Source organism: Polyangiaceae bacterium, from assembly GCA_016715885.1.
Lineage (GTDB): Bacteria > Myxococcota_A > Polyangia > Polyangiales > Polyangiaceae > Polyangium.
This window is the reverse complement of sequence record JADJXL010000026.1, coordinates 1-24,078: the sequence shown is the minus strand read 5'-3', so window position 1 is coordinate 24,078 and position 24,078 is coordinate 1. Positions and strand designations below refer to the sequence as shown.

Annotated in this window: 22 protein-coding genes and 6 pseudogenes; 21 read left to right on the top strand and 7 right to left on the bottom strand. The window is 61.5% G+C overall.

The features are described from left to right. Positions 1-61 precede the first annotated feature (61 nt). The 6 genes from IPM54_39975 (at position 62) to rimI (ending at position 5,206) form a co-directional block, all read left to right on the top strand. The gene (locus IPM54_39975) at positions 62-544 is read left to right on the top strand and encodes a roadblock/LC7 domain-containing protein (protein MBK9265951.1); all 483 of its coding nucleotides are present in this window, start codon (positions 62-64) and stop codon (positions 542-544) included. A gap of 11 nt (positions 545-555) precedes the next feature. Next, the gene (locus IPM54_39970) at positions 556-1,146 is read left to right on the top strand and encodes a GTPase domain-containing protein (protein MBK9265950.1); all 591 of its coding nucleotides are present in this window, start codon (positions 556-558) and stop codon (positions 1,144-1,146) included. Positions 1,147-1,568: 422 nt separating this feature from the next. Beyond that, a complete protein-coding gene (locus IPM54_39965; GenBank protein MBK9265949.1) occupies positions 1,569-2,078 on the top strand; it encodes a hypothetical protein in 510 nt (169 codons plus the stop codon). 291 nt (positions 2,079-2,369) lie between these two features. Further along, positions 2,370-3,518 (top strand): alanine racemase, encoded by a 1,149-nt coding sequence (gene alr, locus IPM54_39960; GenBank protein MBK9265948.1) that lies wholly within the window; start codon positions 2,370-2,372, stop codon positions 3,516-3,518. A 36-nt stretch (positions 3,519-3,554) separates the two neighbouring features. Then, positions 3,555-4,745: a VWA domain-containing protein gene (locus tag IPM54_39955; protein MBK9265947.1), complete on the top strand. Its 1,191-nt coding sequence runs from the start codon at positions 3,555-3,557 to the stop codon at positions 4,743-4,745. Continuing rightward, a complete protein-coding gene (rimI, locus tag IPM54_39950; protein MBK9265946.1) occupies positions 4,721-5,206 on the top strand; it encodes a ribosomal protein S18-alanine N-acetyltransferase in 486 nt (161 codons plus the stop codon). Before IPM54_39955 ends, rimI begins: the two co-directional genes overlap by 25 nt. Positions 5,207-5,321: 115 nt before the next feature. On the opposite strand, the gene tssM is transcribed toward rimI, so the two are convergent. From tssM to IPM54_39935, 3 genes are all read right to left on the bottom strand, one after another. Then, positions 5,322-8,228, bottom strand: coding sequence for a type VI secretion system membrane subunit TssM (tssM, locus tag IPM54_39945; protein MBK9265945.1), 2,907 nt, complete (start codon positions 8,226-8,228; stop codon positions 5,322-5,324). Between the two features lie 66 nt (positions 8,229-8,294). Next, positions 8,295-8,627 carry a hypothetical protein gene (locus tag IPM54_39940; GenBank protein MBK9265944.1) on the bottom strand — a complete coding sequence of 111 codons (333 nt, stop codon included), beginning with the start codon at positions 8,625-8,627 and terminating at the stop codon, positions 8,295-8,297. Then, entirely contained in the window at positions 8,624-9,031 is a 408-nt protein-coding gene (locus IPM54_39935; protein MBK9265943.1) for a hypothetical protein, read from the bottom strand. The genes IPM54_39940 and IPM54_39935 overlap by 4 nt, the downstream gene beginning before the upstream one ends. Before the next feature lie 250 nt (positions 9,032-9,281). On the opposite strand from IPM54_39935, the gene IPM54_39930 reads away from it, so the two are divergent. Beyond that, on the top strand, positions 9,282-10,019 hold the full coding sequence (locus IPM54_39930; protein MBK9265942.1) for a metallophosphoesterase family protein: 738 nt from the start codon (positions 9,282-9,284) through the stop codon (positions 10,017-10,019). A gap of 45 nt (positions 10,020-10,064) precedes the next feature. Here IPM54_39930 and IPM54_39925 read toward each other — a convergent pair. The 3 genes and pseudogenes from IPM54_39925 to IPM54_39915 all read right to left on the bottom strand — a co-directional run bounded on the left by IPM54_39925 (position 10,065) and on the right by IPM54_39915 (position 12,048). Next, positions 10,065-10,891: pseudogene (locus tag IPM54_39925) on the bottom strand (class I SAM-dependent methyltransferase). An 86-nt stretch (positions 10,892-10,977) separates the two neighbouring features. Further along, positions 10,978-11,220, bottom strand: coding sequence for a DNA-directed RNA polymerase subunit omega (locus IPM54_39920; GenBank protein ID MBK9265941.1), 243 nt, complete (start codon positions 11,218-11,220; stop codon positions 10,978-10,980). 61 nt (positions 11,221-11,281) lie between these two features. Continuing rightward, positions 11,282-12,048, bottom strand: a pseudogene (locus tag IPM54_39915) (UMP kinase). Between the two features lie 129 nt (positions 12,049-12,177). On the opposite strand from IPM54_39915, the gene IPM54_39910 reads away from it, so the two are divergent. From IPM54_39910 to nusB, 12 genes and pseudogenes are all read left to right on the top strand, one after another. After that, the gene (locus tag IPM54_39910; protein MBK9265940.1) at positions 12,178-13,245 is read left to right on the top strand and encodes a peptidyl-prolyl cis-trans isomerase; all 1,068 of its coding nucleotides are present in this window, start codon (positions 12,178-12,180) and stop codon (positions 13,243-13,245) included. A 76-nt stretch (positions 13,246-13,321) separates the two neighbouring features. Then, positions 13,322-14,893 (top strand): annotated as a pseudogene (locus tag IPM54_39905) (acyl-CoA carboxylase subunit beta). A gap of 119 nt (positions 14,894-15,012) precedes the next feature. Next, complete coding sequence (locus IPM54_39900) at positions 15,013-15,507, top strand: hypothetical protein (GenBank protein MBK9265939.1); 495 nt, start codon at positions 15,013-15,015, stop codon at positions 15,505-15,507. A gap of 85 nt (positions 15,508-15,592) precedes the next feature. Next, a complete protein-coding gene (locus tag IPM54_39895; GenBank protein MBK9265938.1) occupies positions 15,593-16,051 on the top strand; it encodes a hypothetical protein in 459 nt (152 codons plus the stop codon). A 124-nt stretch (positions 16,052-16,175) separates the two neighbouring features. Further along, positions 16,176-16,403: pseudogene (locus tag IPM54_39890) on the top strand (Rne/Rng family ribonuclease). A gap of 577 nt (positions 16,404-16,980) precedes the next feature. Next, entirely contained in the window at positions 16,981-18,195 is a 1,215-nt protein-coding gene (locus IPM54_39885) for an Rne/Rng family ribonuclease (protein ID MBK9265937.1), read from the top strand. After that, positions 18,192-18,338, top strand: coding sequence for a hypothetical protein (locus tag IPM54_39880; GenBank protein MBK9265936.1), 147 nt, complete (start codon positions 18,192-18,194; stop codon positions 18,336-18,338). The genes IPM54_39885 and IPM54_39880 overlap by 4 nt, the downstream gene beginning before the upstream one ends. 7 nt (positions 18,339-18,345) lie before the next feature. Further along, complete coding sequence (locus tag IPM54_39875; GenBank protein ID MBK9265935.1) at positions 18,346-18,717, top strand: PilZ domain-containing protein; 372 nt, start codon at positions 18,346-18,348, stop codon at positions 18,715-18,717. A gap of 30 nt (positions 18,718-18,747) precedes the next feature. Continuing rightward, complete coding sequence (locus IPM54_39870) at positions 18,748-19,461, top strand: riboflavin synthase (protein MBK9265934.1); 714 nt, start codon at positions 18,748-18,750, stop codon at positions 19,459-19,461. Between the two features lie 10 nt (positions 19,462-19,471). Continuing rightward, the gene (ribB, locus tag IPM54_39865; GenBank protein MBK9265933.1) at positions 19,472-20,629 is read left to right on the top strand and encodes a 3,4-dihydroxy-2-butanone-4-phosphate synthase; all 1,158 of its coding nucleotides are present in this window, start codon (positions 19,472-19,474) and stop codon (positions 20,627-20,629) included. An 11-nt stretch (positions 20,630-20,640) separates the two neighbouring features. Beyond that, positions 20,641-21,149, top strand: a pseudogene (locus IPM54_39860) (6,7-dimethyl-8-ribityllumazine synthase). A 10-nt stretch (positions 21,150-21,159) separates the two neighbouring features. Then, positions 21,160-21,650 (top strand): annotated as a pseudogene (gene nusB, locus IPM54_39855) (transcription antitermination factor NusB). A gap of 395 nt (positions 21,651-22,045) precedes the next feature. On the opposite strand, the gene IPM54_39850 reads toward nusB, so the two are convergent. Further along, positions 22,046-22,663 carry a hypothetical protein gene (locus tag IPM54_39850; protein ID MBK9265932.1) on the bottom strand — a complete coding sequence of 206 codons (618 nt, stop codon included), beginning with the start codon at positions 22,661-22,663 and terminating at the stop codon, positions 22,046-22,048. Between the two features lie 57 nt (positions 22,664-22,720). Between IPM54_39850 and IPM54_39845 the strand changes: the two genes are divergently transcribed. Both IPM54_39845 and IPM54_39840 read left to right on the top strand, forming a co-directional pair. Then, the gene (locus IPM54_39845) at positions 22,721-22,906 is read left to right on the top strand and encodes a hypothetical protein (protein MBK9265931.1); all 186 of its coding nucleotides are present in this window, start codon (positions 22,721-22,723) and stop codon (positions 22,904-22,906) included. 325 nt (positions 22,907-23,231) lie between these two features. Next, positions 23,232-23,963, top strand: coding sequence for a hypothetical protein (locus tag IPM54_39840; GenBank protein ID MBK9265930.1), 732 nt, complete (start codon positions 23,232-23,234; stop codon positions 23,961-23,963). The last annotated feature ends 115 nt before the right edge of the window (positions 23,964-24,078 follow it).

The window sequence follows — 24,078 nt, the reverse complement described above, 5'->3', positions numbered from 1 at the left end:
AACGAAAACGTAACGGACAACGAGACGAAGACCCCACCGCGGAAGCGCTGGCGGAGGAACGATGGTCAATCCTCAGATGGTGATGTACGAGGAGGAGTTCAATCAGATCCAGAATGTCGTGGATCGCCTCGTCAAGGACGCCAATGCGAAGGTCGTTTTCATCGTTGATAAGAATGGCCAGCTAATTGCTGCCAGTGGCGATGTGGACAATTTGGACACCACGTCGCTTGCGTCGCTGACGGCGGGCAACATCGCGGCCACTGGTGGCATGGCGAAGCTGCTCAAGGAGAACGAGTTCGCGACGCAGTTTCACGAGGGCGAAAAGGCGAACATCCACATTCAGCTCGTCGGAAATCGCGTCATCCTCGTCGTGATTTTCGACTCCAAGTCGAGCTTGGGTCTCGTTCGCTTGCGCGTGCGGCGAGCGAGCGAAGAGCTGAACAACATCTTCGAGGCTCTCTTGAAGAAGGTTGCGGATCCCGGTGCCGACTCACCGTTTGCCGAGATCACCGACGAAGACATCGACAACCTGTTCAACGACTAGGAGCGCGCCGGATGAGTTTCATCAACTACATGGCGCGGGAGATCAACTGCAAGATCGTCTATTACGGCCCCGGCTTATGCGGGAAGACGACGAACTTGCAGTACATCTACGAGCGCACGAATCCCGATGCGAAGGGGAAGATGATTTCCCTCGCGACCGAAACCGATCGGACGCTGTTCTTCGACTTTCTCCCGCTGGCACTCGGTGAGATTCGCGGCTTCAAGACCAGGTTTCACCTGTACACCGTGCCTGGTCAGGTCTTCTACGACGCGAGCCGCAAGCTCATCCTGAAGGGTGTCGACGGTGTCGTCTTCGTTGCCGACTCTCAGGTCGAGCGCATGGAGGCGAACGAGGAGTCCGTCGAGAACCTCAAGACAAACCTCGAGGATCAGGGCTACAAGCTCGAAAAAATTCCCTACGTCATGCAGTACAACAAGCGTGACTTGCCTGAGGTTGCGACGGTGGAAGAGCTTCGCCGAACGCTCAATCCGCTGGGCGTTCCCGACTTCGAGGGCGTGGCGCGTACGGGCGTCGGCGTCTTCGATACGCTCAAAGCCGTCGCGAAACTCGTGCTCACCGAGCTTCGCAAGGGCGGTCCCTGATTCGTTGCCCACTCCAACGTTCGTCTTCGTTACGCTCGATCTTCGAACACAAGCGTGTTCGTCGGTCGAGCGTTCGCGTTTGATTGACGAACGATCCCCTTCGTCGAGAAAGCTCAACACAAACGGCCGGGTAAACGGTTCATTCATGAACCATTCCCGGCCGTCTCGTCGAGCTGCAATTGGTCACGGGGCCGCTAAGCGAGCCCGGGACGCATCAGGCACGACAATAAATGCGGTTGCGGCGGGCCTTGTTCTTGGCCTTGAGCTTCGCGCGGTAGCGCTTCGTCTTCGTGCGGTTGGTCTTGCGAGGACCTTTCGAGAGCATCAGGAACATGACTGTTATCCTCTTGCCGAGCAGCGCGACAGCCGGCCGCTCCTATAGAGCGCGCGCAGGGTAAAGCATGTTCGCACCGAGATCAACCTTGTCCCGTGCAAACCCTGCCTCGATCGCCCGCCGCCCGGCGTGGGCCGTACGTCTTGGCCTGAGCGTGCTCGGCGTTTCCGGGCTTTCCGCGTGCGGGGCGAGCATCCATGCGCTGTACGAAGGCGACGTGCGGTTCGAACACTGCATGGCACTCGATGACAACCCCGACGTCAAGTCCACGATCCGGACGGCGTGCTGGGACGAGTGGCTCAAGTTCTACACGTTCGGACAAACCCGCGATCGGATCGAGTACGCGAAACTGCGCACGCGACAGCTCAAGGGCGGCTCCGACATGGACGATGCTGCCCTTGCGGCGAACGAATCACATCCGACGGAGGCCGTTCCAGAGCCCACGACGGCACTTGCTCCGCCTCCCATGATGCTCGTGGTGGATGCAGGCACAGAAGCGACACCCGTCAAGGCGTCCGATGATTCCACGGCTCCACCAGGCACCGATTGTACGAGCACTTGCGACACGTCAGGGCCAAGTGCAAAAAGGAATGCGTGACGCCGATGTGCAATCGGCAAACGTGCATCTCGAAATGCGAACGGACGTGCAAAGAAGAGCACGCGACGTGCATGCGCGGCTGTTTCATGTGACAAACTGCGCGCGAGCGGTTCAGGAATCGATTTTCGAAGGAATGTTGGCCCCATGCGGAGCGTAGAGGTATCGGCGAAGGACATGACTACGCAGCTCGCAGAACAAGGGCCTTTCGGCTTGGAGCTTGGTCATCACGAAGGCGGGAGTCGCGGTTCGGTGCGCGTTCTCCGTCCGCGACGAGCCGCTCCGGCCGACACGATTCGGCCCACGCGCGCCGAAGTGAACCTCGCGCATCTGCGACACAACCTGCGCGTCCTCGAACGCACGCTCGCTACGGCCAACTCGAAAGCGCCTGCGATTTGGGGCGTGCTGAAGGCCGATGCGTACGGGCACGGCGCGGCCGCGGTTGCTCGAACGCTGGAACGTGCGGGCATGCCGGGGCTGTGCGTGGCGCTTCTGGAAGAAGCCATCGAGCTTCGAGATGCGGGCATTCGCATCCCGATTCTCGTGATGGGCGGCTATTACGGCCCGCGTCGCGAGGGGCTCGAGGAGATTCTCGCGCGGGAGCTCGTGCCTGTCGTGTACGACGCGGGGCACATCGAGCGCATCGGCATGCTTGCGCGGTTCGATGACGATGGTCGCCCGGTGCGAGTGCATCTCAAGGTCGACACGGGCATGGGGCGACTTGGTGTGAGCATCTCCGAGCTCGACGACGTGCTCGATGCGCTCGATGCGCGGCCTCACGTGCGGCTCGATGGATTGATGACGCACCTGGCGTGTGCCGATGCAGAGGATCTCGATGCGACGCGCCATCAGCTCGGGCTGTTCCAAAAGGTTCTGGGTCGCGTGCGGGCACGAGGGTTTTCTCCGAGGTACGTGCACATGGCGAACAGCGCGGCGGTCCTCCGCATGCCGGAAACGCACTTCGATGCGGTTCGTCCTGGGATTGCGCTCTTCGGCGTCTCGCCCATGACATCGGTCGGTGCGGAACTGAAGCCGGTCATTCGAGTACGTACGGAAATCGTTTCGACTCGAACGATCGAGACGGGACACGCGATCGGGTACGGGCACACGTGGCGCGCGTCGCGTCCGAGCGTCATCGCGACCGTGCCGATGGGGTATGCGGATGGTCTCGATCGCAAGTTGTCGAACGCGGGTCACGCGCTCGTGCGAGGGCGTCGAGCTCCCGTCGTGGGCACCGTGTCGATGGACATGACGATGCTCAACGTGACCGACGTCGAGGGAGCTCGCATCGGTGACGAGGCGGTGTTCTTGGGTGCTCAAGAAGGACCGCTTGGTCGAGACGTCATCACGGCAGAAGAGATCGCGACGGCGACGGGCACGATTCCGTGGGAAGTGCTGACGAGCATTTCGCGTCGGGTGCCTCGGTTCTATCGCGAGCCCTGACGACAGGCGCGACACGCGTCTGGTACGATTTTCCGAATGGCTTCTGCGCGACTTGATGGCGCGGCGGTGGGTCGTCGCGGCTTTGTTTCGGCAATCGTAGTTCTCTTGGGGCTTGGCTTTGCTACGGCGGATGCCGGCTGTGGCGATTCGAATGAGCGTCCACGCGGGATCGGCGATGTGCCCGTTGCCGATGCGGGGGACGGGTTCGAAGCAGGTGGAGGTGGTGGCCCGCCAGCGGTCGATGCGAGTGGCTACTGCGGCAACGAGGTGCATCAACTCATCATCGACGCGCCAAACCTCTACTTCGTGCTCGATGCATCTGGGAGCATGGCCGAGGAAGTGCCGGGGGTTGGGAATCGTTACGACGCCGTACGAATTGCGGTCGTGGACTTGGTGCGTAACCTCGGGCCGCTCGCGAGAGTTGGCGCTGCGGTGCTTCCGAAGAAGGGAAGCGCTGATGAATGCGCCGCGGGAGCGCAGGTGTTTCCTGTGACGCAGGGAGATCCGGTCACGGGCAAAGACGGACCGACCACCACGGCGTTGCGCTTGGCCACGATCACCAAACCGGTCGGAGGTACGCCCATTTCGGCGACGCTGTCGGCGCTCACGCCGACGCTGCTTGGTTTGTCTGGCAAAACGTATGTCGTCATCGCGACCGATGGCGGCCCCAACTGCAATGCGATGGCCTCGTGCACGGCGGCCGACTGCTCGCTCGTCATCGACGCGCATCCTGCATGCGCGCCGGGCGTGAATTGTTGCGCGCCGGGACAAATTGGAGGACCAACGTTCTGTGTCGATCAGCCCGCAGCGCTCGCTGCCATCGACAAGCTCGTGCAGGCGGGGCTGCACGTCGTGACGGTCGGCATCCCGGGCAGCGAGGCGTACGCAGCGGTGCTGGATGCGATGGCCATTGCGGGCGGATTGCCGCGTCCAGAATCGCCCCAATACTACCGCGTCGATCAGCTCGAAGAGGTGGGTTCGGTTCTCGCAGAGATCGCCAAAGTTGCCGTGACGTGCGAGTTCACGCTGGTCGATCCTCCGGACGAACAAGGCATGACGAACGTCTATCTCGACGGAGAAACTTTGACCTACAACGTTCCGGATGGGTGGATTTGGAAGCCACCGGCCACGGTGCGTTTGCTTGGCGAAGCGTGCGACCGTGTGCAATCGGGCAAGGTGGCGAGCGTGCAGATCGTGAGTGGTTGTCCGACGGAAGTGCCGAAGTGAATGGTTGCGACATCGAGGTCGTTCGCGTGGCGCGAGGAGCGCCGGAAGCGGACGAGCTAGCAAACATCGCCAAGACGGCATTTGCGGGACCGTGGTTTTCGCCCATCGACGAGCTCGACAAACCTTGGGCGCGCGTGTGGGTTGCGCGAGACAAACAGGCAGCGCGAGCCGTTGGATTTCTCGTCGCGTGGCATGTGGTCGACGAGCTGCACGTGCTTCACGTTGCGACGGCCGTGGACATGCGGCGTCGCGGTGTGGGTTCGGCGCTCGTGGCTGAGGCGGTTGCGTATGCTCGAGCGAACGAAGTGCGCCTGTGTTTGCTCGAAGTCCGCCAATCGAACGACCCCGCGATTCGCCTCTACGAGAAACATGGGTTTGTCGTGGAGAACGTTCGCCCGAAGTATTATTCGGACAACGACGAGGACGCGCTCGAGATGTGGTTGATGTTGGGGAAGGCGTAAAAATCGGGGGCGAGCCCCCCCCCCCGCGCGCCCCGCGCGCGCGTCTCCCCGCGCGAGGGACAGATCCAGACTGGGGACGAATCAGCGCTTGAACGGATTCGGGAAGCGCTCTTTTTCACGGCGACGTAGTTGCCGCCGCCGGCGCCGCGAGGCGGCTACCCTGGACGCGTAGCGGATTGAGCAAGAGCGGGCGAAGCAGCGCTTTCGCTTTCTCGTCGAGCGGTTGCAGCAGCGCTTCCACCTTCTTTGCAGCGTCCGACAACTGCTCGCTCAGGTTGATCATGTCAGTGCTCGTGGGCGGCTGGTTCATGGCGTCCATCGTGCGTCGCAGCTCCGTCAGGATCTCGACGTAGGTCTGAAGCGGCGTGTCGGTGACGACCGTCTGTTTGGCCTTCGTATCGGATTGGCTGAACGAAACGAGCTTGGCGAACGTGGACGGCACGGTGCTTGGTCGCTCTCCGAGCTTCGTGACGTCGACATTGGTCTTGATGCGATAGCCGCCCGTTCGTTGCGCAAAGCTTTGGGCGAGTTTTTGGTTGAGCATCCGGTTGGCGGCTTCCTGGTCCACGCCCGCGCCGCCTTCCTTCTTCGACTTCTTCCACTGCGTGTGGTCCTCGAGCTCGCGAAGGATCTTCAAGTAGGGCCAGGGCGGACGTGTCAGCGTGTTGTAAAGATCGATGGCTTCCTTCACCGTCTTGGGTGGATCGACCGTGATGTCCACGAGGAAGTCGGTCCATTGCTCGATGTAGCGTTGGTCGTAGTCCTCGGACAAACGCTTCAAGTTGATCGGAATGCGATCGCCTTGTTCTTCGGGGCCGAGCGGGACGACCCATTGTTCGGATTCGAGCAGCCCCGCGGCGTTCGCCACGTTCAACGCCGCCACGTAGTGACCGTTCTCCGTGTACGGCCCCTCGACTTCCTTCATCCGACCTTCTTTGAGCTCGCGTGCGCTCTTGATGAACTTCAGCGCTTCGGGACGATCGAGGAAGAACGACTTGAGCGTGAGCGGCGGGTACTTGCGATTGAGCTGCGATACCTCGCTCGCCTCGTCGTACACCATGTCGTTGATGCTGTTGATGAACACGTCGTAGTAGCGCTCTTGCACGGGCACTGCCTTGAGCGTGTCGCGCACCTTCGTCACGAGAGCGACGTCCGCGGCCGGCGGCGTGACCTTCCCACTCTTGACCAGCTCCAAGTAGTACTTCACGTGGACCCTGAGTCGGTCCTTGAGGTCGAACTCCGCCAGGTTGCTCGTGGCCTTCAGGATGTCCGCCCAAAGGTCCGTCAGCCGTCGCGTCTCCTCTTCGAGATCCAAGTTCTTGACGTCGCTCATCATGAGGTACGTCTTCAGGTCCGTTCGCTCCTTCAAGTACTGTTTGCCCTTGGCCGCCCTGAGCCTTTCTTCGAGCTTGGCCTTGCAAGGCAAGACGAAGCCGTGGCTGAGAAGCTGCACGTAGGCCGTGACCGTCGGTCGCGCGATTGCTTCACCCCGGTACATTCCCCAGCCGTGTGAAAGCGGAAGCTCCGCGCGGTAGCGGTCGAGCTCCTTCAAGCGTTCGTAGAGCGGACCAATTTGGTCGAGCTTGGCCTCGGGTGGCTCGCCGTCGGCCCAGTTGATCTTCATGGCCGTCGCGACGCGTTGTTGCGTGCTGCTGAGCAGCTCGCGGTTCTTCGCGAACGACCGGATGCTCGGGATGGAAAGGATGAAACCGAGCGTGAACGCAGCCGCGCTGACGGCGATGCGCATGATGCGTTGACGCTTGATTTCGGCTGCGCTGCGCGCTGCGACATCACCGTCGGGGAACACGACGTTCATGAACACGTCGTGCAGGAAGTAGCTCTTCGATTCGGTGACTTGCTGGGCGGCTGCTTCCGGCGGACGAATGCCCATCGCTTGACCCATGCGATTGAGCACGCGGTCGAGAGGCCGGCCTTCCTGCGTACCGCTCGTGAAGTAAAACCCGCGGAACAGCGGCGTGCCTTGGAACGTATTGACCGCAAAGATCGTCTGCACGAGCTCGGTCAAGTTGCGCTTGATGCCGGCAAATTCGAGCGGGAACTGGTAGATGCGCTCGCGCGCTTCGCGATTGCGTTCTTGGCTGAGTCGCTTGAGGGACCGACCGTGAACCTTCTGCACGAGCACGTCGAACTCGCGTTCGAAGAGAGCGCCAGGGTTTGTCTTGTCCTCGGTCAACTTGACCGTCGCACCCCAGGCCTGGGCACGATCGCTCTTGCGGATGTCCCCGAAGAACTCGATGAAACCGGCAATGAGGTCGCACTTGGTGAAGAGCAAGTAGACGGGAACGACCATCTGAAGCTGCGTCATCACTTCATCGATACGCGCGCGTAATTTCTTGCCCGTCGATTCGATCTGTTGCTCGCTCGCGTCGATGAGCTCGGCGATGTTGATGGCAATCAGCACGCCGTTGATGGGCTTGCGCGAGCGATAACGCTTGAGCATCTGAAGGAACGAGATCCACTCGTCGTGATCGTCGCCTTCGGTGGTGTATCGACCGGCGGTGTCGAGCAGGATTGCTTCGTTGGTGAACCACCAGTCGCAGTTACGCGTACCGCCGACGCCGCGAACACCTCCGCCGCGCGGATCCGAGAAGGGGAAGACGAGGCCGGAGTGCTTGAGCGCGGTGGTTTTGCCAGCGCCGGGCGGGCCGATGATCACATACCAAGGCAGCGAATACAGCGCGGCAGCGCCGCCCTTTTTGCCTTTGCCGAGCTTGGAGGTTTTGAGCGCGTTGATGCCGCCCTGAACCTGCTTTTGCAGCTCCTGAATTTCAGCGCGGCGTTCAGGGCGCGCGTTGAGCGCTTGCTGCGCTCCTTGATGCGCGATCGCCCGCTCGAGTGCCGTTGCGGCGCGGCTTGCGCGAATCCTGGTCCAGAGCAGCCGTACCACGGCGGCAAGGACGACGAGGATTGTCCCGACAATCGGGAGCCACAGCGGCAGTTTGATGATGTACCAAAGTGCCCAGACGATGAGCGCGAGCAGCGCAGAAAATACCCACCACACAGCGGATCACCTTATCAACGATCCGCCGCGTCGTGTCAGCCGATGCGCTCGTTCGTTCGACGACGCTCAAGACGCATAATCGTCGGGCTCGAGATGTGCGTCGGGCTCCATGCCCGCAGCAATCCGGCGCGCACGGATCGTCTCGACAATCAGCTCCACGACCTCGAAGTGCGTCGATGGCGAGTGATATTGCGCGGCGGGCACCGGAGGCAGTGCAGCGAGTCGTTCGGCAACGGGAACGCGGTCGTCTTCATCCAGCTCGAAGAGCGCTGCGCGAAAGTCGTCTTCGGCATCGGGCTCCGCTGCTGCGTCGCGCTCGCTCGCGTCCTCTGCAGTCGTATCGTCCTCGCTCTCGACGTCTTCCACCTCGTCTTCGTCGTCGCCGCGTTTCGTCGTCACATCGGGAGCCTTGGGCTCGGGAGGCAACTCGAGCGAGCGTGCAATGAGCTCGATGGGGCGAAGCGCGAGATAGACGGGTTCGAGCTCGACGCGAAACGATCGAGGGTCGTCTTCGATGCGCCAGAAGCCGCCGTACTTTCGACGCGTGACTTCCCAAGGTACGCGCCGATGGTTTGTGCAGCGAGCAGCGCGGTTTCCTTGCGTTCGTTTGCTGCTGCGCGTGCAAGCTCGACGTAGTGATCGAGCACGGGGAGCGTTTCGGGTTCGAAATCGAGCGTGAAGCCGACGCTCTGCTTCACGTAGCGCACGCATGACGCTGCCAGGTCCGCGATGATGGGCGGCGGCGCGTCTTTCGTGCTTTCTCCCGCAGACTGCCCGTTGCTTTTGCCGTTTGTCCCGGACACGAAAGCCTTCCTTCCGCTGCATGACGTGGTCGATGGATCTTTTCGCGCGTGAGTTTGGCGCGCGTTTGGCGTCACGAGATGGTGAGACGACGCACCTTTATGCGCCAGAGCATTCGCCGAGGAAAAACCTTACGAGGTGACTTGACGGGCGCGTTCACGACCAAACGGCGCTGGATCAGCCCGCATTTTTTTTGATCAAAAGACTTCCGTAACGGGAGGTCGCTCATGCTACTCTCCGGACCTCACGCACATGCGGATTGGAGTCTTCAGCGATACGCACGCGAACTACGAGGCGCTCAGCGCTGTTCTGGAGGCGTATCGACGCGAGCGCATCGACGTCTACTACTGCCTGGGCGACACCGTAGGTTATGGCGGGTCCCCGAACGAATGCGCCGATTTGGTCCGAAAGATCGCAAAAAAGACGATCCTCGGTAACCACGACGCCGCGGTCGCGGGGCGAATGGACTACTCGTATTATTACGAGGCAGCGCGCCAAGCGCTTGACACCCATGCATCCATGCTTTCCGCAGAGAATGCGGCATGGCTGCGGGGCCTACCCTACCAGGAAAAGCTGCCCGAGATTGGCCTCGACCTGTGCCACGGCTCGCCCGTGAGGCTCGAGGAGTTCGAGTACATCTTCGCGCCCGAACAAGCGCGAGAATGCCTGCCGATGTACCACGAGCTCGGACACCTCACGCTCATCGGCCACTCGCACCTCTGCAAGGTCTTTGCGCTGACGCCGACGACGGTCGAGGAATTGCCCGCGACCGACTTCACGCTCGAGCCGAATCGCAAGTACATCGTGAGTGTCGGTTCGGTCGGACAACCTCGCGACTACGACAATCGCGCCAGCTACACGATCTTCGACACCGATGCGAAACGCTTCGAGTTCCGACGGGTCGAGTACGACATCGAGACGGCGGCCGAAAAGGTGCTCAAAGCCAAGCTCGAGCGCAACTTCGCACACCGCCTCTACATCGGCGTTTGATTCTTCGATTCCGTATCGAAACCCTTCACGCGCGAACGAATGCGATCACCGCCGCGTCGATCGTACTCGCGCGTGAATGAGCAGCGTCGACGAATCACTCGCGACCGGCCTTCCATCGAAGTCGCCCAAGAACGTTTCAATCTCGAACCCGTTGTAGTGGAGCAACGCCTCGAGCTCCTGCGGATAAAATTGCCGGTGCGCAAGGGGCGTCATCCAGGGTTCGCCTCCGTCCACGGGGGAAAACTCCATCGCCACGAAAAGCACCTGCCGTAGTTTGTCGTAATCGAAGCGCTCGGAGTACCGCACCAGCGTGCCGGGACTGCCGTCTTCGCCGGGATATCGAAAGCGCGGCGTGCTGTAGGCCCGATTCGGATCTCGCGCGAGCTCTTCGGGTTCGGGCATCGAGACGTCGAAGACGAACTGTCCGCGAGGTTCGAGGTGAGCGCGCACGCGAGCGAGAAACTGCTCGACGTCGGGGCGCGTGTAGAGGTGCAGGAAGGCGTTGAAAGGGCAGAGGACGAGGGAGAATCGGCGTCCGATTTTTGCGCTGCGCATGTCGCCACGTTTCACCGTGACGCGGGATCGGACGTCGTCGTCTTCGTCGCGCAGGCGAGCGCGCAGGTCGTCGAGCATCTCGGTGGAACGGTCGACGCCGGTGATGCGCGTACCGTTGCGAGCGACGGGAATGGTGATGCGTCCGTTGCCGCAGCCGTATTCGAGGACGGGGCCGTTTTGTGCTCGAGCGATGTCGACGTAGTAGCGGACGTCGTCGAGGCGCGATTTGTAGGTTTTGGTGTAGTAGGCGGGGGTTTTCGTAATGAGCCGACGCCCGCTTCGAGCTCGGGGTCGTTTTTCTGTAAACGTTTCGTCATGATCCCAAGCCGTTCATGCGCGTACGAATGGGGATCGCGCGCGGGCTATCGGGAGGAAGGTTCGCGGGGGAAACCCCGTCGAGCTTTCAGACCTCGATGAACGACGGTTGAGATCGGAGCCATTCGAGGACGACGTCGTTGGTGCTCCGATGAAAGTGCACTTTGCCGGCTGCGATTTCGCGCAAGCTGGTGACGGCGGCTTTGTTCTTCGTTTTGACGAGCGGGTCGTTGCCCTTCGCGAGTTGTCGGGTCCGGGCGGAAGCCAGGATGACGAGGGCGAAGCGGTTTTCTTCTCGCTCGAGGCAATCTTCGACGGTGACGCGTGCCATATGGGAGGGCGGAGCGTAGTCGGAGTTTTGATCCCGCGCAACTTGCGAACGGCTCGCAAGCTCAGGCTTCGACGATGGTCCCGATGTTCTCGCCTTTGCAGACGCGCAGGATGTTGCCGTGCGTGGTCAACTTGAAGACGCGGATCGGGAGCTTGTTTTCGCGGCAAAGTGTGACGGCGGTCGAGTCCATGACGCCGATGCGATCGACGAGGAATCTGTCGTAGGACAGCTTCGTGAACATTTGCGCGTCTTCGTGCCGGTTGGGATCGCGGTCGTAGATGCCTTCGACCTTGGTGGCCTTGAAGAGGGCTTGTGCCTGGATTTCCATGGCGCGTAGGGCTGCGGCGGTGTCTGTCGAGAAAAACGGATTGCCCGTGCCTGCGGCGAAGATGACGACGTTGCCTTTTCGAGGTGACGCATGGCGCGGCGGCGAATGTGGGCTCGGCGACTTGGCGAATTTCGATCGCAGTCATGACGCGGGTCGCTACGTCGTGTTTTTCGAGAGCATCTTGGAGCGCCAACGAATTGATGACCGTGGCGAGCATGCCCATGTAGTCGCTTTGCGACCGGTCCATGCCGGCGCTTGCGCCTTTGAGGCCGCGGAAAATGTTGCCTCCGCCGACGACGACGCCGATTTGTACGCCCCATCGGTGCAGTTCCGAGATTTCCGCGGCGACGCGCTGAAGGGTGTCGAGATGAATGCCGAAGTTGCCTTCTCCGCAGAGGGGCCTCGCCGCTGATTTTCAGCACGATGCGGCGGTATTTGAGGTCGGGTGCGGGGGCGGGAGGAGGAGGGAGGGTCGAGTCTTCGCGGCTCTCGTTGCGCATCACGCGCCGTGTCGTAGTCCCCTCGTGCCTGATCTGCAACGTACGCTTTTCGCGGGCGCTCGGCTGGTGTGCCCGGGACGGGCGGTGAGGCAGTCCCCATCGCGCGCAAAGAATGCTACACCCGCGCCGATGTTCTCGACGCTCCTTCGGCGTGGGCCGGTTGTCTTGACAATCGCCGCGGCGCTCTTGGCCGGTTGCAAAGAATCCGCCGTCACTCCACAAGAAGGGCCGGACGCGGGACCGGCCGCAGCGGGGCTTTCTGCCGAACAAGCTGCGCGCGTGGTGGCCAAAGTGGGCGATCGCGTCGTCACGCTCGGCGACTTCGCCGCAACGCTCGAACGCATGGATCAGTTCGACCGGCTTCGTTACCAAACGAAGGAACGTCGTCGCGAGCTGCTCGACGAGATCATCAACGTGGAGCTGCTCGCGGCGGAAGCTCGGCGGCTTGGCCTCGACAAACAGCCGGAGACGCAGGACGCGATTCGCCAAATTCTGCGCGATGCGATGGTCGCCAAAGCGCGGAAGGGTTTGCCCGCGCCGGGCGAAATTCCGGCGGCCGACGTGCGCGCTTATTACGAAGCGAACAAGGACAAGTTCGACGAGCCCGAACGACGTCGCGTCGCGGCGATCGTCTTTTCGGACAAGAAAGCCGCCGAAAAGGTGCTCGAAGAAGCCGTGAAAATCACGACGCCGGCGGCGTGGGGCGAGCTCTTCGAGAAACATTCGACGACGGCTCCGAAAACGAAAACACCCGCGGCACCGGTCGAGCTCGCGGGCGATCTCGGCGTCGTAGGACCGCCGGAAGATGCGCGCGGCAAAAATCAAAAAGTGCCGGAACCGGTTCGCGAAGCGGTCTTCAAAATTGGCAACGTCGGTGCGGTGTACGAAAAAGTCGTCGAGGCCGACGGCAAGTTTTTCATCGTGCGCATGAACGGCATCACGGCGGCGCACAAGCGCAGCTTGCAAGAGGCCGATCGGTCGATCCGCGTGCTGATTTTGCAGCAGAAGATGCAGGAGCAAGAAAAGGCGTTCGAGGCGGAGCTTCGCAAAAAATTCCCGGTCGAGATCAACGACGCCGCGCTCGGCAAGGTCGAGCTACCCGCGGGCGTCAAGCCCATGGAAAGTAGCGGCCCAGACCCTTGGGCCCTCCCCGGATTGGGACTCGATGCCGACGCTGGGCCTCGAGACGGTGGTTGAGTCGAACGCCGCGTAGACGCGGCAATTCACGGCGAAACCCCCCGCGCGAGCAAAGTCGTGATAGGCCCCCAGCGTCATGTCCGAAAGCCCGAATGCCCGTGCGGCCGCCTTGATCGCCAAGCTCGATGAAATGAACGCCCGTGCTCTCGAAGGAGGCGGTGCAGCGCGTATCGCCAAGCAGCACGAAACAGGCAAGCTCACTGCGCGCGAGCGGATCGAGTTGCTCCTCGATCCCGGGACGTTTGTCGAACTGGACCGGTTCGTCGTTCATCGATGCACCGACTTCGACATGGACAAGTCCAAGGTGCTCGGCGATGGCGTCGTCACGGGTTGGGGCCTCGTCGATGGTCGCAAAGTCGTCGTCTTCGCTCAGGATTTCACCGTCATCGGCGGATCGCTCTCCGGCGCGTATGCCTCGAAGATCTGCAAGGTCATGGACCTCGGCATGCGCATCGGCGCTCCGATCATTGGCCTCAATGACTCCGGTGGCGCGCGCATTCAGGAGGGCGTCGAGTCGCTCGCGGGGTACGCCGACATCTTCTTGCGCAACACGCTCGCAAGCGGCGTCGTGCCGCAGATCAGCGCGATCATGGGCCCGTGCGCCGGGGGCGCCGTGTATTCGCCCGCCATCACCGACTTCATCCTGATGGTCGAGCACACGAGCTACATGTTCATCACGGGTCCCGAAGTCATCAAGACGGTCACCCACGAAGACATTTCCCAAAGAAGACCTCGGTGGCGCATCGACGCACGCCGTCAAGAGCGGCGTTTGTCACTTGACCGCGCCCGACGATCGAGCAGCCATCGCGCGCGTTCGCGAGCTGCTTTCGTTCTTGCCGTCGAACAACACCGAAGATCCTCCGCGCAAGCACTCGACCGATCCCACGGATCGCGAAAATCCCCGCGCTCGATACGATGATCCCGGTCGATTCTTCTGAAACCGTACGATATCAAAAAACGTGGTGCGGGCGGTCGTCGACGATGGGTACCTGTTCGAGGTGCACGAGCGCTACGCGCAGAACATCGTGTGCGGTTTTGCACGCGTGGGTGGTCGTCCCGTAGGTGTCGTCGCGAATCAACCGGCCGTGCTCGCGGGGTGCCTCGACATTCGCGCGAGCATCAAAGCGGCGCGGTTTGTCCGGTTCTGCGACTGCTTCAACATCCCGCTCGTGACGTTCGTCGACGTGCCCGGCTTCTGCCCGGTACCGATCAGGAGTACGGCGGCATCATCACGCACGGCGCCAAGCTCCTCTTCGCGTTTGCCGAAGCGACGGTCCCGAAAATCACGATCATCACGCGCAAGGCTTACGGCGGCGCGTACGACGTCATGGCCTCGAAGCACATCCGAGCCGACTACAACTTGGCGTTTCCCACTGCGGAAATTGCGGTCATGGGTCCGGATGGAGCCGTGAACATCGTTTACCGCAAAGAGATCCAGTCCGCGGCCGATCCCGTCGCGGCCAAAGCTCGGTTCGTCGAGGAATACAAGGCGAAGTTTGCCAATCCTTACAAGGCCGCGGAGCTTGGCTTCGTCGATGAAGTCGTCACGCCGCGCCTCCTTCGCATTCGCCTCGATCGCGCGCTCGATCTGCTCCGCGACAAGCGCGACAAGAACCCGTCCAAGAAACACGGCAACATTCCGCTGTGATCGCTCGTGCGCGACGTCCTCGATCGCTCGATTTGCAGCGCGTCGCTCCCGCATGTACGCAGATCTCTTCTGCTCGTCGCCACTTGGAAGCTTGCGCGACGAAGATGCTTGGAGGTCAAATGAAGGGCTGGTTGTTCGCGATCGTCGCGGTCTCGTCCGCGTGTTTCATGGCTTGTGGTGCTTCGGGCGGCGGCACGACGGGCGGTGGTGGTGAAGGTGGCGAAGGGGGCGACTGGGGAACGGGCGGATCTGGAAATGCCCCCGTGACCTCTACGGCCAGCTCGGGTTCGGGCGGTGGCGGAGGGCAGATGAGCAGCAGCTCATCCAGTAGCGGCGGATCGATGTGCGACGCTTCGGGAAGCTGCATGACTTGTCAGCAGTGTGCCCTCATGACGCCTTGCAAGAGCCAGGCTGAAGCGTGTTTCGGCGATCAGACCTGCAACACGCTCGCGATGTGCTTGAACGGCTGCGGCGCCGACGCCAACTGCCAGAACAACTGCGCGATGACGGCCGGCCAGGCTGCCGTGCAGCTCTACAACGCGGTCGGCGCATGCGTCATCTGCCAGAACTGTCCGAGCGATTGCGCGTCGCAGGCTGGCAACTGTCCTCCCTGAAAGACGCGGCCAAATCGGGGGGTATGGTCGGGTGAGGCCCGCGCCTTTCGCCTGGCGACCTGTCCACGTATGCTTTTCCGGGCCCATGTTGCGTTTAGCTTTCACTGCGGCCGCCTTGATCCTGCTTGGTGCCTGTTCTCAGGCCGAAGACAGCGGAAATCCTGCACCTACGGGTGAAACCAGCTCGTCGAGCTCCTCGAGTACGTCCAGCGGAACCGGCGGTTCGGGCGGTGCGTCCACCGGAACCGGCGGCGCTACCCTCGCGCCCTGCGATGACGCTGGAACCTGCGGCGATTACGTGAACGGATGCACGGGATGCGCCGTTTCGACCACGTGCGCCGAACATTACGAGGGCTGTTTCGGCGACGAAACCTGCCTCGACTTCAATAAGTGCCTCGCCGCCTGCAAGGACGACTTGGCCTGCCGGGACAAATGCGCCGAGTCGAACCCTGTTGGGGCCGATCGCTACGGGGCGCTCGTGGCCTGCATCGTTTGCGACGCCTGTCCCAACTCATGCGCAGACTTCACCGACTTTTGTCTCTGAGCCTAGCTCCAGGCCCTGCTGCCGAGGGGAGCGGGAGAAAAACCTTACGAACCAGTCCTCCCTTCATGGCTCGTCCGTGTCGTGGTAACCCTTGCCGGCGCCTCGCAAGGGCCATCCAGTGGGCATGGGCAAGAATCTCCTCGTCATCAACGTCGACATCCGCGAAACGCGCGTCGCCCCTCATCGAGAACGGCATCATTGCCGAACTGCACATCGAACGAGATGCGCAGAAGGGAACTCTCGGGAACATCTACCTTGGCAAGGTCAGTCGCGTGCTTCCGGGCATGCAGGCGGCCTTCATCGACATCGGGCTCGAAAGCGAGCCGCGTTTCTCCATGTCGAAGATTTGATTCGTCCCGACGATTTCGACGCGTATTTGGCTGGACGTCATCAACATGTTTCAGGTTCGGAAGACGATGAACGTGCATCGTCTCCCTCGCATGAAGACGTACGCACCGAGCGTGAAGTGAGCATCTCGCTCCCGACTGCGCTCGACGTCGCTGCGGAAGCAGAAGCGGAAGTCGACGACACAGAGTCGCTCGACATCGTCGAATCACGAGACGAATCCGCTTCATTCGAAGCTCCTTTGGAATCACCTTCCGAAGAGCAGGCTGCAGATGAGCCAGCCGAAGCCGACGCTCGATTGGTCGACGCCGAGGACGCAGCAAGCGCTGCTCCCAGCGACGGCGACGTCGAAGATGCGGCGGAAGCTGCGGCCATCGTCGAGCCTCCCGATGCAACGCTCGAAGCAAAAGACGCTACCGACGTTTCGCCCACCGCGGCACGTGCAGGTCGTTCGCCTCGAGGTCGCGGGCGCGGCAAAGTGCGTCGGTCCGGACGAACTGCGGACAGGCGTCCTTCCATCGAAGCGGCCGCCGCTGCAGCAGCACCTGCTCTCCGGCTGCTCCGCGAACCATCCACGCAAGCGCGTGGTGGTCGCGATCGAGAACGCGGGCGAGGTCGTCAGGACAATCGCGATGCGCCGCCGCGTGGAAGCAGCCGCGGGCCGCACGAGTCGCGAACGACAATCGAAGCGGCAAGCTGGTCAGCACGAACCGCCGCGCGTGTCGAAGACGACGCCGATTCGCGAAGTCATCCGCGAGGGCCAAGAGGTTCTCGTGCAGGTGTCGAAAGAACCGATCGGCACCAAAGGCGCGCGCGTCACGAGTCACGTGTCGCTGCCCGGCAGGTACGTCGTGTACCTACCGACCGTCGATCACGTCGGCATCTCCAAGCGCATCGGATCGGAGAAAGAGCGCTCGCGTCTGCGTGAAGCGATCGATTCGATGAAGCCTCCGCAAGGCGGGCTCATCGTGCGCACCGTCGCCGAAGGTTTGACCAAAAAGCAAATGAAGGCCGACGTCGGTTACCTCGTTCGGCTTTGGGGCGAAGTGGTCAAGAAGCGCGAGAGCGTCGCGCGAGCTCCCGCGTGCCTCTACACCGAGCTCGACCTCGTGCTCAAAACGGCGCGCGATCTGTTCACGGACGACATCGAGAAGATCGTCATCGACAGCCGCGAAGAGTACGTGCGTCTCCGTCGCTTCATGGAGATGTTCATGCCCGAGCGCGTCGACGCCGTGCAGCTCTACGAAGGGCACGAGCCGATCTTCGACGCGTACGGCATCGAGGACGAAATTCACCGCGCGCTGTCACGCAAAGTGCCGCTCGCATCCGGTGGTCACCTCATCATCGACCAAGCCGAAGCGCTCACCGCGATCGACGTCAACACGGGCAGGTTCGTCGGCAAGGGATCGAAGGATCTCGAAGAGACGATCCTCATGACAAACCTCGAAGCCGTCGACGAAATCGCCTACCAGCTCAGGTTCCGCAACATCGGTGGGCTCATCATTTTGGACCTCATCGACATGGAGCGGGCGAGCAACCGCGAGAAGGTCCGCCGGCGCCTCGAAGAACACCTGGGCCGAGACAAAGCGAAGACGACGTTCAACCGCATCTCCGAGCTCGGGCTCATCGAGATGACGCGCAAACGCACACGCGAAAGCCTCGGCCGCATCATGCTCGAAAGCCGTGTTTCTACTGCGACGGCACCGGCCAGCTTCAGTCGAAGCAGAGCGTCGCGTACGAGATCATCCGGCAGATTCGTCGTGAACGCGCGAACTTGCCGGGCTACAGCATCGTCGTGAACGCGCATCCCGCCGTCGTCGATCTCTTGAAGAACGAAGAACGCATTGCGGTGACCGAAGCCGAGCGTCTCTTTACGCGACGTATCGAGCTCGTTCCGCGCAAGGAATACCACCTCGAGCAATTCGACTTGCAAGGCAGGTGAGCAGCTCATGAGCGCAACCGACCGTCACCCTGGTGAACCCGATTCGCATGGCGGCACGGATGCGCGCAGAGAAGAGCGCGTCACCATCAACAAGGAATTCGAATCCTACGACGCGTTCATCACCGAGTACGTGACCAACATCTCGCGCTCGGGCGTGTTTGTCCGGTCCAAGAACCCGCTTCAAGTTGGTACGAAAGTGAACCTTCGCTTCACCGTCATCATGGACGACGTCGAAGTCATCGATGGTGTCGGCGAAGTCGTTCGTGTCCACGACGATCCGCCCGGCATGGGGCTCGTGTTCACCGAGCTGCCCGAGGCGTCGCAGAAGATCATCGACCGTTTGCTCTCCGCCGAAGGACGCCGCGCTGCCGATAGGTAGCGCGGTTTGTCCTGGCACTCCCCATTTGCCATGTTCACAGGACTCGTCGAGACGATCGGCCATTTGCGGCACAAGGCTGGCGGCCCGGTCGTTCGCGCGCTCTTCGACGCGTCCCTAGGCAAGCTCGACCTCGGCGAATCCATCGCCGTGAACGGCGTGTGCCTCACGGTCGATCGCATCGTGGCAACTGGTTTCGAGGCGGACATGTCGCCGGAAACGCTCACGCGCACGACGCTTGGCGCGCTCGTCGCTGGAGCGCGCGTGCATCTCGAGCGAGCCACGCCGCTAGGAGGTCGCATGGGTGGGCACGTCGTGCTGGGTCACGTCGATGGCATCGGGCGCGTCACGGATTTGTCGCCGCGCGGAGATGCGATGCGTTTGGAAGTACAGGTCGGCGGGCACTTGGCGCCGTACCTTGCGGAAAAAGGGTCGGTTTGTATCGATGGCGTCAGCTTGACCATCAACCGCGTGGAAGATCGTCTTGCCGAGCGCTCGTCATCCGTCCTCTTCGAAGTCATGCTCGTGCCGCACACATTGAGCCGCACGCTGCTTGGAAATCTTCGTGCAGGGCAGGGTGTGAACATTGAAGTCGACGTGCTCGCGCGCTACGTCGCGCGACAGTTGGCGCTTGGAGTCACCAAGGGGCGGGGAGAAAGCAGCGGCCGAGCCGATGAACAGCATCACGACGAAAGCGGCGACGAACGTCTCCTTGAAAAGCTCCGAGCGGGCGGATTCGTACGATGATGGTGCCGCTATGCCGCATCGCATACTGATCGATACAGCCGTGCTTGCTCGCGTGAACCGGGCGCTCGATGCGATCCGTCAAGGTCGCATGGTCATCCTCGTCGACGACGAAGATCGCGAAAACGAAGGCGACTTGTGCATGGCTGCCGAGCGCGTGACGCCCGAAGCCATCAACTTCATGGCCAAGCATGGTCGAGGTCTCATTTGTTTGGCGCTCGATGAAGAGCAGGTCGAGCGGTTGCACTTGCCGATGATGAGTGCTCCTGGCCGCGGTGGACCTCCGCTCGGCACGGCGTTCACGGTCAGCATCGAAGCTCGCACGGGCGTGACGACGGGCATCAGCGCGGCGGATCGAGCGCGCACGATTCAGGTGGCGACGGCGCCGGACGCGAAGCCGAGTGATCTCGTGACGCCGGGCCACGTGTTTCCGCTGAAGGCGCGTCGAGGTGGCGTGTTGGTGCGGACGGGGCAAACCGAAGGATCGGTCGACTTGGCGCGGCTCGCGGGGCTTCGGCCGTCGGGCGTGATTTGCGAAATCATGAACGACGACGGCACGATGGCGCGCATGCCGGACTTGGAAAAGTTTGCCCAGGAGCACGACCTCGTGATCCTTTCGGTTGCGGACTTGATCCAGTACCGGATGCAGACCGAGCGTTTGGTACGTCGGGTTGCCGAGCGACAGATGAGGCTCGACCAGACCGGGACAGTATGGAACGCGGCGGTGTACGAGATTGTGGGAGAATCGCGCCAGTACTTGGCGCTGGTGAAGGGTGCGATCGACCCTACGAAGCCGGTGCTTTGCCGAGTGCATTCGGGGTCACTCTTGGCGGACTTGTTCAGTTCCACGCTATTCGACGGCGGGTCGAATTTGCGCGAGGCGATTGCGACAATCGAGTCTGCGGGTGCGGGTGTGGTGCTTTACATTTCGCCAAATGTCGATATTGGGCGGGAGCTTGGGGTGAAGGTTGTGGGGGCATCGGGCGAGCCGGTGGTATCGCGGCCGGCGACGTTGCGTGAATTCGGGCTTGGGGCGCAGGTCTTATTGGATCTTGGGTGTCACAAGCTGCGGTTATTGACGAATAGCCAAACGAAGATAGCGGGCCTCAATGGGTTTGGCTTGGAAGTGGTCGAGCGGGTGCCTTTGGTATCGATGCAGGGCGAAGCGTAAAGGATAAAGCAATGAGCACGAATGTGGAGCGGGGGACGCCGCGGCTCGTCGAGGGGCACTTGGTGGTGCCTGCGGGTGCGAAGTTCGCGCTCGTGGCGAGCAGGTTCAATCATTTCATCGTCGATAGGCTCGTGGAAGGAGCCATTGACGCCATTGTCCGGCATGGAGGCAATGCGGCGGACGTGACGATTGTGCGCGTGCCGGGGTCGTGGGAGATTCCGGTTGTGGTGCGTCGTATTGCGGAGAAAAAATCCGTCAATGGCATCATTGCCTTGGGAGCGGTGATTCGCGGATCGACGCCGCATTTCGATTATGTTGCGGCGGAGGTGACCAAGGGGATAGCTCAGGTATCGTTGCAGACGGGCGTGCCGGTGGCCTTGGGGTATTGACGACGGACACGATCGAGCAAGCGATTGAGCGAGCTGGGACGAAGGCTGGGAACAAGGGTTGGGAGGCGGCGGTGAGTGTCATTGAAATGGTATCGCTCGCGTCGGCGTCGACGTGGCAGCATTCTGAGTGAAATTGTAGGTATGGGAGCTCGAACGACTGGCCGCGAGGCTGCACTACAGATGTTATTCGCGCTCGAGAGTGGTGGGTCGATCGAGCGGGTGATGATGCATTTTTGGCGCTTGACGCCTGGGGATCCCGAGGGGCGCGACTATGCGGACGCGCTTGCTCGGGGTGTGGCGGACGAACTGACGCGCGTGGACGACATGATTCGCAAGGCGAGCGTGAATTGGCGTCTCGAGAGCGGATGGCGCGGGTGGATCGGAACATCTTGCGTATTGGTGCGTGGGAATTGTCGCACAGCACGGACGTGCCGCGCGCGGTCATCATTGATGAAGGCGTTGAGCTTGCAAAACGGTTTGGCACGGAAGATTCGTCGGCATTCGTGAATGGGGTGCTGGATCGGATTGCCGAAGACTTGGGTCGCATTGACAATGACCCTGGTGCGAAGAAGGAAAAGCGGTCGGAGCCGCCGCCGGGCCGGCCGGGAAAGCGGTCGGGGAAGCGGGGTTGAGGGGCGGGAGTCGCGGTGGTGATCGGTGTGCTGTTTCGTGTTATGCGGTCCCCGACTGCTTTCAATACGCGCATTGCTGGCAGAACTGCGGCACCCAATCGTGCAGCCGTGCTGGCAGGGCTTCACATCCGACATTCGCACGCCCACTTCGGAGTAATGCCTCCCACAACACGATCACGCGCAGTCAGTACGCGAAACGTGCGCACTGGATATGTCACGCCTGCGCAGTGGGTCTCCAGCCGTATGCAGTCGGTGGTTCGCACGTGATCATTGTGTGTCGAGGCACATGAGCTGCGTATGTTGAATGCTCGCAATGCGTATTCGAGGCGTGGGTATTGGATGGGAAGCGTGCAAGCACTGGCAAGACGGTGGATCGAGCTGGTGATGGCGACGCGTTAGGCTTCGGGCGCTAGGGGAGCGGCTGGAGCTGCTTCACTGGTGGCTTTTCGGCCCATGGAGAACATGCGTCGAGTGGCAATGGGCAAGAGTCGTGGAATCGAAGCGTCTCGTTCGTGTGCGCGATTGAAGATGCGCATGACCCGTTCCGTGTACGCGAGGCACGTTCCGTCTTGATGGTCGAGGTTGCCTTGGCTCACGGTGCCTCGGGTGCGAGCGCCGGAGGCTTGTTCGCCGGTCGATTTCACGGCGTTGGCAATGGTTTCGATGGCATTCAATTCACTTGCGGTGACGCCACCGTCCGTGAGCTGTCGGGCCGCGCGCGATTGCGGCGTCGATAGCACTTCTTGGGCGAGTTTGACCAGCGAATGGAGTGACGTGGCGAGGGATTCGTGGTCGGTGACGGTGGCGCGCGCGGCGATGATGCGCGCTTCGAGGCTGGGGACCAAGGTTTCGACGCCCTGGAGCGCCACGAAGAGGCGATCGCGTTCATCGATACCTTGGGCATAGGTTTGATCGGCAATGGCGATGGCGGCTGCGCGGTTGGCTTCGCGTTCTTCGGCATTCGAATCGCGGGCGGCGAGCATGTCGGCCAGTTTTTTGCCCGAATGGACCATGACTTGTAGCAATGGCCAGGAGAAACCCAGCAAATGCCGCTTTTGAGCAGGGGTTGCATGGTTCCAGAATTCGGCGGCGACACCACCAATGCGAACGAGATCGGTAAGGATCTTTTCGCTGCGAATTTTCGCTCCGCGTTCGACGAGGTCGCTCGAAGGCAGGTCGAGCGCATACAGGTCGGCATCTTCGGACGAAGGCGCCGGGACGATGGCGAGCAGCGAGGTCCAGGTGTGGGTTGGTGATTGGTATTACATGGGCGGACCCTAACCGAGTGTGGACAAGATTGCAAGAATGAAAAGTGCGTTTGCGAAGCGGTCGGGCGTTCCGGATTCGATGGGACGTGCGCGTGTGGATGTGGGGCATCATGCAACATGAATTACAACAATATTTCGTAGAACACCGTTCTCGTGCGTGGCGCATATTTGCAAGAATCCATCTTCTCGTTCGCCTGGTGCCATGGTATGCGCCAGCTGTTTTTACCAAACCAGCGTTCGCACAGCGAATGAGCGAGGGATGATGCGCCAAATGCTCAAATTACGATCGCCCAGCATCGAGATATCAACCACGATGCGAACTCACCGACTCAAGAGTCGAGTATTGGGTGGACTGATGCTGTCGTTGCTCGTTGGAGGACTTGCGACGGTCGCCGTTTCGTGTGCGGACAGTCCACTTGGGGGTGGTGATACGCCCGTCTCGGCTCAGGGCAGCGAAGCGACACCGGCAACCTCGCCGGCGCACGCGCCGCACGTGTCGGCGCCGCTCGACCTGGCTGGTGTCATGCGGCGCGTTCATTTCTCGTTTCGGCGTGATGACGCAGGTTCGTTTTCGGGTGGGCACACGTCGTACGAAGTTCGGACGTCGGCTGGAGGCATTTCGGTCACACCAGGGCGCACGGACTTGGCGCGGGATCCGAAGACGAATACGTTGCCCGCTGAGGCGATCGGAGCACCTGCATATTTCGAAACGGTATCGATTGGCCGGGGCGCGGCACTTCATGACGCTCCGCTCAGCGAACCACGTGTTGCCGAGGACGGGCAGTCTGGTCCTTCCGCGCGGGGACGTCGACGAGCAATTCGAGAATACCGAAGAGGGCGTCGAGCGGCGTTATGCATTTGCGAAGCGGCCCGAGGGCAAGGCGATCTGGTGATTCGCGTGCGCCTCTGGCGAGGAGTACACGGGGGAGACGGAGCACGGGCATCATTTCGCCGATCCTGCAACGGGCATTGGTTTGCGTTATGGTTTGGCGACGTGGATCGATGCGAAGGGCGAACGAAAAGCTTTGCGCGTCGACTATCGTGATGACATGGGTGCATTGGAGTTGACGGTCCCCGAGGAGGTGGTCGAGGGAACAGCGTATCCGGCGGTGCTGGATCCGGTGATTTCGCCTGAGTTTGCGCATGGATGAGCCGATTCA